The 12,939-nt window shown below is 22.9% G+C and carries 16 protein-coding genes; 4 read left to right on the top strand and 12 right to left on the bottom strand.

The window, feature by feature from the left end; genetic code table 4:
• Nucleotides 1-30 precede the first annotated feature (30 nt).
• From AACK86_RS01710 to AACK86_RS01690, 6 genes are all read right to left on the bottom strand, one after another.
• Nucleotides 31-1,539, bottom strand: coding sequence for a DUF2130 domain-containing protein (locus AACK86_RS01710; protein WP_338982229.1), 1,509 nt, complete (start codon nt 1,537-1,539; stop codon nt 31-33).
• A 330-nt stretch (nt 1,540-1,869) separates the two neighbouring features.
• The gene (locus AACK86_RS06930) at nt 1,870-2,250 is read right to left on the bottom strand and encodes a transposase family protein (RefSeq protein ID WP_422398324.1); all 381 of its coding nucleotides are present in this window, start codon (nt 2,248-2,250) and stop codon (nt 1,870-1,872) included.
• Nucleotides 2,235-2,687, bottom strand: coding sequence for a transposase family protein (locus AACK86_RS06925; RefSeq protein WP_422398258.1), 453 nt, complete (start codon nt 2,685-2,687; stop codon nt 2,235-2,237). The genes AACK86_RS06930 and AACK86_RS06925 overlap by 16 nt, the downstream gene beginning before the upstream one ends.
• Nucleotides 2,688-2,872: 185 nt before the next feature.
• Nucleotides 2,873-3,538 carry a phosphate signaling complex protein PhoU gene (phoU, locus tag AACK86_RS01700; protein WP_338982227.1) on the bottom strand — a complete coding sequence of 222 codons (666 nt, stop codon included), beginning with the start codon at nt 3,536-3,538 and terminating at the stop codon, nt 2,873-2,875.
• Nucleotides 3,539-3,605: 67 nt separating this feature from the next.
• Entirely contained in the window at nt 3,606-6,545 is a 2,940-nt protein-coding gene (locus AACK86_RS01695) for an AAA family ATPase (protein WP_338982226.1), read from the bottom strand.
• A 49-nt stretch (nt 6,546-6,594) separates the two neighbouring features.
• Nucleotides 6,595-7,356: an FtsX-like permease family protein gene (locus tag AACK86_RS01690; RefSeq protein ID WP_338982225.1), complete on the bottom strand. Its 762-nt coding sequence runs from the start codon at nt 7,354-7,356 to the stop codon at nt 6,595-6,597.
• Between the two features lie 192 nt (nt 7,357-7,548).
• Between AACK86_RS01690 and AACK86_RS06920 the strand changes: the two genes are divergently transcribed.
• Nucleotides 7,549-8,001, top strand: a complete 453-nt coding sequence (locus AACK86_RS06920) for a transposase family protein (RefSeq protein ID WP_338982632.1) — start codon at nt 7,549-7,551, stop codon at nt 7,999-8,001.
• Nucleotides 7,986-8,378: a transposase family protein gene (locus tag AACK86_RS06915; protein WP_422398323.1), complete on the top strand. Its 393-nt coding sequence runs from the start codon at nt 7,986-7,988 to the stop codon at nt 8,376-8,378. The genes AACK86_RS06920 and AACK86_RS06915 overlap by 16 nt, the downstream gene beginning before the upstream one ends.
• 166 nt (nt 8,379-8,544) lie before the next feature.
• Here the strand turns inward: AACK86_RS06915 and AACK86_RS01680 are convergent, their stop codons facing one another.
• The 5 genes from AACK86_RS01680 to AACK86_RS01665 form a co-directional block, all read right to left on the bottom strand.
• Complete coding sequence (locus AACK86_RS01680; RefSeq protein WP_338982223.1) at nt 8,545-8,745, bottom strand: hypothetical protein; 201 nt, start codon at nt 8,743-8,745, stop codon at nt 8,545-8,547.
• A 382-nt stretch (nt 8,746-9,127) separates the two neighbouring features.
• Nucleotides 9,128-9,520 carry a transposase family protein gene (locus tag AACK86_RS06910; RefSeq protein WP_422398306.1) on the bottom strand — a complete coding sequence of 131 codons (393 nt, stop codon included), beginning with the start codon at nt 9,518-9,520 and terminating at the stop codon, nt 9,128-9,130.
• Nucleotides 9,505-9,957 (bottom strand): transposase family protein, encoded by a 453-nt coding sequence (locus AACK86_RS06905; protein WP_422398267.1) that lies wholly within the window; start codon nt 9,955-9,957, stop codon nt 9,505-9,507. Before AACK86_RS06905 ends, AACK86_RS06910 begins: the two co-directional genes overlap by 16 nt.
• 19 nt (nt 9,958-9,976) lie before the next feature.
• Nucleotides 9,977-10,282 (bottom strand): hypothetical protein, encoded by a 306-nt coding sequence (locus tag AACK86_RS01670; protein ID WP_338982221.1) that lies wholly within the window; start codon nt 10,280-10,282, stop codon nt 9,977-9,979.
• 216 nt (nt 10,283-10,498) lie between these two features.
• Nucleotides 10,499-10,855, bottom strand: a complete 357-nt coding sequence (locus AACK86_RS01665; RefSeq protein ID WP_338982220.1) for an FtsX-like permease family protein — start codon at nt 10,853-10,855, stop codon at nt 10,499-10,501.
• 68 nt (nt 10,856-10,923) lie between these two features.
• On the opposite strand from AACK86_RS01665, the gene AACK86_RS06900 reads away from it, so the two are divergent.
• Nucleotides 10,924-11,376, top strand: coding sequence for a transposase family protein (locus AACK86_RS06900; RefSeq protein ID WP_338982632.1), 453 nt, complete (start codon nt 10,924-10,926; stop codon nt 11,374-11,376).
• Entirely contained in the window at nt 11,361-11,753 is a 393-nt protein-coding gene (locus AACK86_RS06895) for a transposase family protein (RefSeq protein WP_422398322.1), read from the top strand. The genes AACK86_RS06900 and AACK86_RS06895 overlap by 16 nt, the downstream gene beginning before the upstream one ends.
• Nucleotides 11,754-12,121: 368 nt before the next feature.
• Here AACK86_RS06895 and AACK86_RS01655 read toward each other — a convergent pair whose 3' ends face one another.
• A complete protein-coding gene (locus AACK86_RS01655) occupies nt 12,122-12,631 on the bottom strand; it encodes a hypothetical protein (RefSeq protein WP_338982218.1) in 510 nt (169 codons plus the stop codon).
• Nucleotides 12,632-12,939 lie beyond the last annotated feature (308 nt).

Genomic DNA, 12,939 nt, shown 5'->3' with positions numbered 1-12,939 from the left:
GTTGTCTTAACTACAAGAAGTCTTTTAAAATTACAATAATTTTTTTAAAGAATCCTCAATTTTAGCAATTAATATTTCTTCTAATTTCTTTTTAACGCCTTTTAATTTCTCATTAGAATTTTGAATTTTTTTAATATGCTTTTCAAAATCACCAAACTCTTTCATCGCTTTACTAATTAAAGGACTAAATTCATCTTGAAATCAAATTTTAAAGCGTTCTTTAAATTTCTGATCATTTTTATTAGTTGAAGATTGTAATGATAAAGCAAACTCTTTTTTAATTAAAATTTTTAAAATATTAACAATTAATGCAATAACTTCAAGGTCAGTATTAATAATAAAAATATCACGATATTTTGAAGAACGACTAAATGGTGCTTTAGAATAAGCTCAAACAATAATGCCAAACCTAGCTTTTCAATCTTTTAATTCAATTGCTAATTTTTCCTCTCATTTACTATCTAATTTTTCTTGATTTTTTAACTCAAATAAAATATTACCAACTACTTTATTATCCTCTTCATCATTCAAAACTCCTAACCTAAAATCAGGTTTATTACCATTAATGGCTTTAGTTGTTTTTTCAAAATGGTCATTTGGGAAAAACGATGGCATTTTACCTGCAAAATCATTTTCTAAATTAGCTCCCGAAATTGCTGGTCTAATATTTCGTCCTTGTTCTCATTTAAGTATTAATTTATTATTTTCATCAATTAACTTATTAATTTCTTCTTGTTTAGAATTAATAATTTCAGTTTCTTTTTTTGCTACTAATGCTTCGACCTTAGCATCATTAGTTTTAACTAACATATCTAATAGATGATTTTTCTCTTGTAAATCATTAATATTTTTCTGATAGTCTTTATTTAAAGTATCCAACTTATTTTGTTGTAAATTACTTCACTCTTTTTCTTTTTCAGCCAAAATAACCTTAATATCTGCTTCCTTTTTTTCCTTTTCGGTTTCTAAAATACTAATTTTATCCTTTAATAAATCAATTTCTTGTTGTTTATTTTTAGTAATTTCAAGTTCTTTTTCTGTAAACAATTTTTCTAGTTGAGATGCATTAATATCTAAATCTTTTATTTTAGAATTTAACTCATCAATTATCTTTTGATAATTATCTTTAATATCAGCAATTTCTTTTTGTTTTTGTTCTTCAATATTGCTTTTTTCTTTCAAAATAGAAACTTCAATATCAGCCTTTTTTGTTTCTTCTTGGGATTTTAAATTGCTCTTAGCATCATTTAATTGTTGGTTTAAACCATCTAAAATTTGTTGATGGGCTTCTTTTATTTTATGCAATTCATTATCGTGTTGCTTATTTCACTCATTTTCTTTTTCATTTACTACACTAGTAATTTCTATTGCTTTTTGTTTTTGAAAATCAGCATCTAATTGATTTTTTAACTTATCACAATATTCTTTCTCCTTACGATTAAAAAATTGTTGTAAATATGATACTGCTTGATGACTCTTTTCAAAATCTTTTTCGGTAATTTCTTGATGACAATGTGGACATTGAATTATAAATGACATTAGTTAAATCCTTTCTTTTTTTAATTTTATAAATTAATATTATCATTAACAATCTAATATAAATTTCTATTCTACATTATTTTCTAAACATTTAATTTTAAAACAATAAAATGTCTCCTTCTATAAATAAAAAAGACATTTTTCTTTACTAGACTTCTTGCATAACCTATTAAAAAAATTACAAATATTTGTAAAAAGACAGTAATAGAAAAATATAATTTTAATTAATTATGTCTTTTATCTAAAAAATTAATATTTTGCCACAACAAAAAACGAATTTATTATTTAAATTCTTTAATTTTAAATAAATCTTTTATGTTAAATTAATAATTACAAATTATAAATTGAGGCAATTAAATTAAATCTTAAACCAAATCTTTTTCTACGATTACGATATTTTTCTGTCATAATTTTAAATTTTTTAAGAATAGCAAAAATATTTTCAATAATAATTCTCATTTTTGAAACTAGTCTATTATGTTGTTTTTGTGCTTTATTTAAATGGTTTTTCTTTGTTTTCTTTGTAGGTATTAGAACATTATTGTGAATTTTTTGTATTCCTTGATAACCACTATCAACTATTAATTTGGTATTTTTTAAAATTGGGATTTTTGATTCTTTAAATAAAGCATAATCATGTTTTTTCCCAAGTGAAAAACTTGTTGCAATAATTTTTCTGGTTTCTTGTTCGATAATTACTTGTGTTTTAATGGTGTGTTTTTTCTTTTTACCAGAATAAGATTGTTTTTGTCTTTTTTTGGGCGTTGGATTGGAGTTTCGGTAGCATCAATAATAATAGTTTTATCATTAAAATAATCATTTATTAGTGCTTTTTTACCAGCAAGTTGTTGAAAATCAGAGTTTTTAATTAAAATATCTTCAATTCACTTGATATTGCGATAACAATTAGCTTCACTAATTCCGAAATTTTTACCAAGATGAAAATAAGTCTGATATTCTCGTCAATATGATAAAGTCATCAATAATCTATTTTCTAGTGATAATTTATTAGTTTTACCACCTTTTTTAAATTTTTCTATTTCAGCTACTTGTAAAATATCTAACATTTTATTAAAAGTGGATTTTTTTATTCCTGTTATTCTTAACCATTCTTTATCATTAAGAGTATTAAATTTATTATTGTTCATATTTTGATATCCTCATAAATTATATTTTATAAGAATATTTTAATAAAAAAGGTATCGCAAGAAGTCTAATAAAAATTACTAGATATTTTAAAAATAACAATATTAATCTTTTATTGATTCATTAACTATCATAAATTTTATATAAGTTCTTTCTAAATGCTTTATTACCAAAACTTGTCCTAATACTATCTTCCTGATTCATAATGAGTTCCCTGAGAAATAAATAGTAAAGTTTCAGCAATATTAACTAAATGATCACCAGCTCGCTCTAAATATTTTAATTGTTGCATAATTCCTGTATAAATTCATATTTTATCTTCAGTAACATTATCTAAAACTAAATCAATTAGCAAAGTATTAATATCATTATATTCACTATCAACAATATCATCTAATTTAACAATAGTTTGAATAATTTTCTTACCTCATTGTGTTTCATCAGCAAGAACTTTAATAATAAACTGCATAATTTTTAAGACTTTTTTAGATAATTGACCAATATATTTACTATATTTAAGTGGTGGGTTAGATTTTAAATAAAAATTAGCAATGTTACGAGCATAATCAGAAATTCTTTCTAATTCTTTGGCAATTGACATATAGCCAATAATATGGCGTAAATCGCTAGCAACTGGTTGTTGCTTAGCAATTCTTCAAATGGCACTATCTAAAATTTCAGCATAAAATTTGTTAATATTATTATCATTCGCAACAATTATTTTACATTTATTAATGCTTTCTTCTTCTAAAGCCTTAATAACTTCTTTATGTTGTTTCATTGTTAAATTAAATAATTCAATAATATTTTTTTTCAAGCGTTCAATCTCAATAGTAAATTTAGTTCTTAACATTTTAATAGCCTCCATTGGATTAAATCATTAATTTTTTACACTCATCATACTAATAATACACGATAAATTAATTAGCAGAAGTAACTAAATTTTTTGCTTGTTCTAATCTAATAGCAACCATTTTAGTAACGCCTTTACTTTGCATTGTTGTACCATACAATGTATCACAGTTTTCCATTGTTCCTGGGCGGTGCGTAATAACAATAAATTGTGTTTCAGTAGCAAAAGACTTTAAATACTTAGCAAATCTTTCAACATTAGCAACATCTAATGGTGCTTCCACTTCATCAAGAATAACAATTGGTAAAGGGCGTGCCTTTAAAATTGCAAAAAGCACTGCTAAAGCTACTAGTGATTTCTCACCACCGGATAATAAATTCAAGTTAGTAATAGTTTTTCCTGGTAAATTTACTAAAATATCAATTCCAGTTTCTAAAATATTATTAGGATCAGTATATACTAAACTAGCAGTACCTCCAGCAAAAAGAACTTTAAAAGTTTCTGGCAAAACTTTATTAATATCTTTAATCGTCGCATTAAAACGAGTTATCATAATTTCATCCATATCTTTAATAGCATTAAGTAATTGTTTTTTACCATTATTTAATTCTTGTTCTTGTTCTTTTAAAAATTGATATCGCTCATTAATTGTTTCATATTCAGAAATAGCATCAATATTTACAGGCCCTAAATCTTGTAATTCTTGGCGTAATAAAATAATTTGTTCACGAACTTCTTTAATATCGCCAATCGGGTCTTGACCATACTTTTCATAACCATATTCATAAGTTAAACGATATTCTTGCGCTAATCTTTCTAAATTTTGTTGTAAACAATTATCAATTGCTAACTTTTGATAGTTATATTCTTGTAATAGTTTCTCTTGATTTTTATATTCAGTACGCATTTTTTTTATTTCTAAAGTTAATGAATATAATTGATTACTATAAGTTTCTCGCAAAGCTCTTTGTGTTTGTTGTTGCTCAGTAATTTTTAATTTTTCTAACTTTAAATTACTAATTTTATTTTCTAATATTAGTCGCTCATCAAGTTGTTGATTAAAATCATCACTAACTCGCATTTTTTTCTTTGTTAAATGTTGATATTCTTGCTCAATTATTCTTTGTTTTTGTTCATTACTTTGTTTACTTTGTTGAAACTTACCTAAATGCAATTGTTTTTGTTCTAATTCATTATTTAAAGTTATTAGTTTCTCTTTAATACTTTGCCATTTTTGATAATAAGTTTGAACTAATTGTTCTAATTCACTAATTTTAGTTTTTAAACTATTAACTTGCTCTTCATTATTAAATAAAAATGACTTAACTCTTTTGTGACCACCACTAATACTGCCCCCAGGGCGAATAACATCACCTTGTAAAGTAATAATATGATACTTCCGATAAGTAAAATGAGCAATTTCATTTGCTTGTGCTAAACTCTCAACAATAATTATTCTTCCTAATAAAAAACGCATTACTGGTTCAAACTTAACATTAGTAGTTAATAATTCATAAGCAATACCAATAAAACCTTTTTGAGTTTTTAATAATGATAAATCCTCATTATTAATCATTTGAATCCGTAAACTATTTAAAGGTAAAAATGTTGCAATTCCACCTTCATTAGCTTTTAAAAATTGAATTGCACGAATAGCATCACTATCCTTTTCAACAACAATATGTTGCATACTGCTAGATAAAGCTTCTTGAATAGCTAATTGATAAATACTAGGAACATTAATTAATCGATCAATAGTATCAATAATTCCTGTTAAATGAAGTCGATTATTTAAAATTGTTTTAACACCCTGATAATAATAAGTATTATTACTTTGCAAATCAACTAAATAATCTTGTTTACTTTTTAATTCATAAATTTCCTTATTTAAAAGATTATACTTTTTAACAGCAACTTCTAAGTCTTCATTTAATAAAATTCTTTTTTTTTGAAAATCATCAATCATATTTTGTTGTTCAGTAATTAATTTAGTTTGTTGTAAAATTTCTTGATTAATATTATTAGCATCTTGTTCCAAATCTTGAACTTGATTATTACTATTAACTTGCTTTTCATTTTGTTGTGAAATTTTTTCATTTTGTAATAGTTCTAATTGATTAAGATGTTCATCTAATTGTTGTCCGAATTGTTGCATTTTATTATCAATAGTAAAAATATTTTCTTGCAACAAATTAATTTTATTATCATAATTAGTAATTTGAACACTTAAATCTTCAGTTTGAGAAGTATATCTTTTAATTTCTAATTGTAAATCACGAATTCCTTCATACTGACTAGTAATATCTTTTACTAAAATAGCCACTTCAATAGTTGTCAATTGTTCTTTTTTAGTAACATATTCTTGTGCTTTTTTAGCTTGACGACGCAAATAATTAATATTTCTTTCCATCTCAATAATGATGTCATTAATACGAACTAAATTTTCTTCAGTTTTTTCTAATTTTCGAACTGACTCTAATTTGCGTTTTTTATACTTAGAAACATTAGCTGCTTCTTCAAATAATAATCTTCTTTCTTCTGGTTTAACTTGTGAAAAATTGGCGACATTACCTTGATTAATAATAGCTAATGAACCTTTACTTAAACCAGTACCTAATACTAATTCTTGAACATCCTTTAATCTGCTACGACTTTTATTAATTGAATATTCATTCTCATTATTATCACGATAAACTCTTCTAGTTATTTCTACTTCATCAAAGTCAATAGGAAAAATGCGTTTTTTATTATTAAAAATTAATTTAACTTCCGCCATATTTAACTGTGGATATTCACTACTACCTTGAAAAATAATATCTTGAATATTATCACCCCGTAATGATTTAATTGATTGTTCGCCCAATACTCAACGAATAGCATCATTAATATTAGACTTACCAGAACCATTAGGACCCACAACACCAATAATACCGTGTTCAAAAACTATTTTTGTTGGCTTAGCAAACGATTTAAATCCATACGCTTCTAATCTTTTTAAAAACACCATATTTATCTACCTCACAAATTTTATTATAACAATATATTTTAACTATATATTATGTATTAGTAATACTTCTAATTTTATTGCGATATATTAATGATAGTCAACAAATACTAAAAGATACTGTAAATAAAATAACTAATATTAATAAAACCAACGGATAGTATCAATCTGCAATATATACAGGAAATAAAACTTTAGTTTCACTATAAATAATATCAGTTAATAATTTAATAATTGGTCTTGCTAAAGGAATGGATATTATTCAAGTAATTAAGATAATTGGCATAAAAATTAATATAAAGCGACTAGCTAATCATTTATAATGATACCCAATAACATTTAAAATTGTAACAAATCGCAAATTATCATTAATAGTAATATTACTAGTTACAAAAACAATAATTAAAACAATAACAATAGCACCAATGATAAAACATATAATTAAACTTTCTAAATAAGTGCTAAATTTTAATGTCAACTGCTTTTTATGATGAATATTGGTAAATCCTTTAATTGCACTACTCCAACCTAAATCATCATTTCAATAATCAGTCTTAAATAATTCATTTTTATCAAAACTAATTTGATAATTTTTCTTATTACTAACAATTGAAAAATAAGATTGAAAGTCATTCGCTGTATTTTGTGATAACTTGGTATTAAAATATGTTGCATTTAAATTAGTATATTCATAAAACTCCTTTTCACGAGTAATAACAGTATCTTTTGTTAAATTATCAAAAGTATCAAAAATATAACCAAATAATGGTTTTTTATTATCATCATTAATAAAATTAAAGTCACCATCATTCAAATAAACAAAATCATCTTGTTTTAAATTTGAAGCTCAAACATCGTTAGCATTTACTAAAAGTGGTAAAATAGTAATCTTATCATACCCAAAATTATTTTGTAAAGACGATAAAAAATGTTCATATTAGACTTCTTGCGATACCTTTTTTATTAAAATATTCTTATAAAATATAATTTATGAGGATATCAAAATATGAACAATAATAAATTTAATACTCTTAATGATAAAGAATGGTTAAGATTAACAGGAATAAAAAAATCCACTTTTAATAAAATGTTAGATATTTTACAAGTAGCTGAAATAGAAAAATTTAAAAAAGGTGGTAAAACTAATAAATTATCACTAGAAAATAGATTATTGATGACTTTATCATATTGACGAGAATATCAGACTTATTTTCATCTTGGTAAAAATTTCGGAATTAGTGAAGCTAATTGTTATCGCAATATCAAGTGAATTGAAGATATTTTAATTAAAAACTCTGATTTTCAACAACTTGCTGGTAAAAAAGCACTAATAAATGATTATTTTAATGATAAAACTATTATTATTGATGCTACCGAAACTCCAATCCAACGCCCAAAAAAAGACAAAAACAATCTTATTCTGGTAAAAAGAAAAAACACACCATTAAAACACAAGTAATTATCGAACAAGAAACCAGAAAAATTATTGCAACAAGTTTTTCACTTGGGAAAAAACATGATTATGCTTTATTTAAAAAATCAAAAATCTCAATTTTAAAAAATACCAAATTAATAGTTGATAGTGGTTATCAAGGAATACAAAAAATTCACAATAATGTTCTAATACCTACAAAGAAAACAAAGAAAAACCATTTAAATAAAGCACAAAAACAACATAATAGACTAGTTTCAAAAATGAGAATTATTATTGAAAATATTTTTGCTATTCTTAAAAAATTTAAAATTATGACAGAAAAATATCGTAATCGTAGAAAAAGATTTGGTTTAAGATTTAATTTAATTGCCTCAATTTATAATTTGCAATTATTAATTTAACATAAAAGATTTATTTAAAATTAAAGAATTTAAATAATAAATTCATTTTTTGTTGTGGCAAAATATTAATTTTTTAGATAAAAGACATAATTAATTAAAATTATATTTTTCTATTACTGTCTTTTTACAAATATTTGTAATTTTTTTAATAGGTTATGCAAGAAGTCTATTTAATTTTAATATTTTCAATATCAAAATCAAAAAATTCCTGTAATGTTTTATTATTTAACGATGATTTAATAAATTCTTGATGCGTTTCATTAATAATATTCAACTGATTAATATTTGTTTTTATTGTTACTTCATCAATTTTACTAATTTTTTGATTACTATTTTTAATTCTTTGATATTTATTCATATTAAACAAATAAATTTCCTCATTAAAAATATTAATCATTTTATCTTGTTCTGGACAATAAAAAATATTATTAAATAAAATAATAATATCCTTTTTTTAAATTTGTACCTGTAAAATAATCTCTTAAATAAGGATAAGTATTAATAATACTTACTAATAATTTCTTAGTTTCTAAATCTAATCCAAGTAAATTATCACTATTTGGATTATTAAGTTGTTCAATAGACTTCTTGCATAACCTATTAAAAAAATTACAAATATTTGTAAAAAGACAGTAATAGAAAAATATAATTTTAATTAATTATGTCTTTTATCTAAAAAATTAATATTTTGCCACAACAAAAAATGAATTTATTATTTAAATTCTTTAATTTTAAATAAATCTTTTATGTTAAATTAATAATTGCAAATTATAAATTGAGGCAATTAAATTAAATCTTAAACCAAATCTTTTTCTACGATTACGATATTTTTCTGTCATAATTTTAAATTTTTTAAGAATAGCAAAAATATTTTCAATAATAATTCTCATTTTTGAAACTAGTCTATTATGTTGTTTTTGTGCTTTATTTAAATGGTTTTTCTTTGTTTTCTTTGTAGGTATTAGAACATTATTGTGAATTTTTTGTATTCCTTGATAACCACTATCAACTATTAATTTGGTATTTTTTAAAATTGGGATTTTTGATTCTTTAAATAAAGCATAATCATGTTTTTTCCCAAGTGAAAAACTTGTTGCAATAATTTTTCTGGTTTCTTGTTCGATAATTACTTGTGTTTTAATGGTGTGTTTTTTCTTTTTATCAGAATAAGATTGTTTTTGTCTTTTTTTGGGCGTTGGATTGGAGTTTCGGTAGCATCAATAATAATAGTTTTATCATTAAAATAATCATTTATTAGTGCTTTTTTACCAGCAAGTTGTTGAAAATCAGAGTTTTTAATTAAAATATCTTCAATTCACTTGATATTGCGATAACAATTAGCTTCACTAATTCCGAAATTTTTACCAAGATGAAAATAAGTCTGATATTCTCGTCAATATGATAAAGTCATCAATAATCTATTTTCTAGTGATAATTTATTAGTTTTACCACCTTTTTTAAATTTTTCTATTTCAGCTACTTGTAAAATATCTAACATTTTATTAAAAGTGGATTTTTTTATTCCTGTTAATCTTAACCATTCTTTATCATTAAGAGTATTAAATTTATTATTGTTCATATTTTGATATCCTCATAAATTATATTTTATAAGAATATTTTAATAAAAAAGGTATCGCAAGAAGTCTAATAATGATTTTAACTTCTGAACTTTTAATTCATTTATTACTAACATCATAATATACTTGATTTGTAATTTTTGCAGAATTATTTTTAATATCTGTAACAATATTATTATTAGGATTTAATTCACTAATTGCTTGATAATCAACTTTACTACCTTCCCCTTTATACATTAATTTTAAATCATCATTACTAGTATGATAATTATATAAATAATTAACATTAACGCCTTCTCATTGTTTATTCATAATTGAATCATTCATCTTAAAAGCTGATAATGAAAAAAATAATAATGTTGACGCTGCTAAAGTTGAAAAAAAATGTCAATGACAATTTAGACAAACTATTATTAGCAAAGAAAAAGGTTATTTTAGTTTTAAAACTAAAATCGATAATTTTATTAAAAAAACTACTTTTATTACTAGTTTTTGAATTAACAACAGTTTTATAACTATAATTAATTGACTTAGACATTAATGTTAATGGATTTTTTCGTAATAAGAAAAAAGCAAAAATAAAAGTAAAAAAAGCAAAAATAAAAGTGGTACAACAATAATTAAAATAATAATTAAAACATTAAATGAAATACCATATTCAGGAAAAACAAAAAAATCAATATAAGTTTGATTAAAAAAACTCTGCATATAATACGATAAAAAAATACTACCAATACTAACAAAAATAATTGGTATCATTTGAGCAATTGTCATTACTAATGATATTTTTATTGTTGAATAACCTAATGATTTTAACATTCCAAATGATTGCTGATTATTTATTACTGATTTATGAATTAAAATAAAAATAATTAACAAATTAATTCCAAAAATTAACAATAGACTTCTTGCGATACCTTTTTTATTAAAATATTCTTATAAAATATAATTTATGAGGATATCAAAATATGAACAATAATAAATTTAATACTCTTAATGATAAAGAATGGTTAAGATTAACAGGAATAAAAAAATCCACTTTTAATAAAATGTTAGATATTTTACAAGTAGCTGAAATAGAAAAATTTAAAAAAGGTGGTAAAACTAATAAATTATCACTAGAAAATAGATTATTGATGACTTTATCATATTGACGAGAATATCAGACTTATTTTCATCTTGGTAAAAATTTCGGAATTAGTGAAGCTAATTGTTATCGCAATATCAAGTGAATTGAAGATATTTTAATTAAAAACTCTGATTTTCAACAACTTGCTGGTAAAAAAGCACTAATAAATGATTATTTTAATGATAAAACTATTATTATTGATGCTACCGAAACTCCAATCCAACGCCCAAAAAAAGACAAAAACAATCTTATTCTGGTAAAAAGAAAAAACACACCATTAAAACACAAGTAATTATCGAACAAGAAACCAGAAAAATTATTTCAACAAGTTTTTCACTTGGGAAAAAACATGATTATGCTTTATTTAAAGAATCAAAAATCCCAATTTTAAAAAATACCAAATTAATAGTTGATAGTGATTATCAAGGAATACAAAAAATTCACAATAATGTTCTAATACCTACAAAGAAAACAAAGAAAAACCATTTAAATAAAGCACAAAAACAACATAATAGACTAGTTTCAAAAATGAGAATTATTATTGAAAATATTTTTGCTATTCTTAAAAAATTTAAAATTATGACAGAAAAATATCGTAATCGTAGAAAAAGATTTGGTTTAAGATTTAATTTAATTGCCTCAATTTATAATTTGCAATTATTAATTTAACATAAAAGATTTATTTAAAATTAAAGAATTTAAATAATAAATTCATTTTTTGTTGTGGCAAAATATTAATTTTTTAGATAAAAGACATAATTAATTAAAATTATATTTTTCTATTACTGTCTTTTTACAAATATTTGTAATTTTTTTAATAGGTTATGCAAGAAGTCTAATGAAAAAGTTGTTGCAACACTATTTATTATTAATATTCTTGCATTCAAAGCTTCTTTTCTCATTAAATAAGGATTTCAAATAACAGCAAAATCATTGTTATTTAATTTAAGATTTCAATACAACGAAAAGGGATTATATTCTTGTTTTAAAGTATGAAAATTAAAATTTAAATCAGTATTTTTTTGATGTTTAAACCCTTAAATACTTTTTTTATTTTCACCTAACTTATGATCAACAACATCGCTCTTTAATTTATTATAAGTTTGCTTATTAACTCATACAACAGTTGAAATTGGTAAACTAGGCATTTCTCCACTTTGCATTAAAAAATACGCATCATTAACATAAGTAGCATAGCCAGCAATAATAACTTCTTGTCCCATAATCCGAAATTTGCTACCTAACGATAGATTATTAACATCAGCAAATCTTTTAAACACAAAGACATAATTACTACCATCATTTAAATTAAATTTACCATTTTCTTTAATTATATAAGGTTTATTAAAATAACTAGTAGCATCATAACTCTTAACACGATAGGCATTTCCTGATGTTAAAAACTCAGTAATGTCTAATGACTCAACATATCCTAAACGATTAAAACTAATTGATGAAGCAATAAATCAATACAAATCAATATGTTCACGCATTGTATCATTAGTAATATTACGAGGAAAGTTATCTTGTAAATTATCTTTGTGCAATTGTTCTAACTCTTGATTAATAGTTAATAAATTTTCTGCCTCATTAGTAGTAATTAAATGAAAGTAATCATATTGTTGATATTTTTCAAAAAGATCAGAAACATAAGGTGTTCCTAATCCATCATTATTAATTATTTTACTATTAACAAATCAATATCCTTTATTTGAAATTTTAGAACTATCACAACCAATTTTAATCTTATTAGGTTCATCACAATATGTTACCTTATAAATTGTTGAAATATTAGCATTTAAATATTACTGAACATCGTGATTCATTAGACTTCTTGCGATACCTTTTTTATTAA

The sequence above is a fragment of the Spiroplasma endosymbiont of Eupeodes luniger genome (assembly GCF_964019525.1).
Lineage (GTDB): Bacteria > Bacillota_I > Bacilli_A > Mycoplasmatales > Nriv7 > Nriv7.
This window is presented reverse-complemented; position numbering and strand designations above follow the sequence as displayed.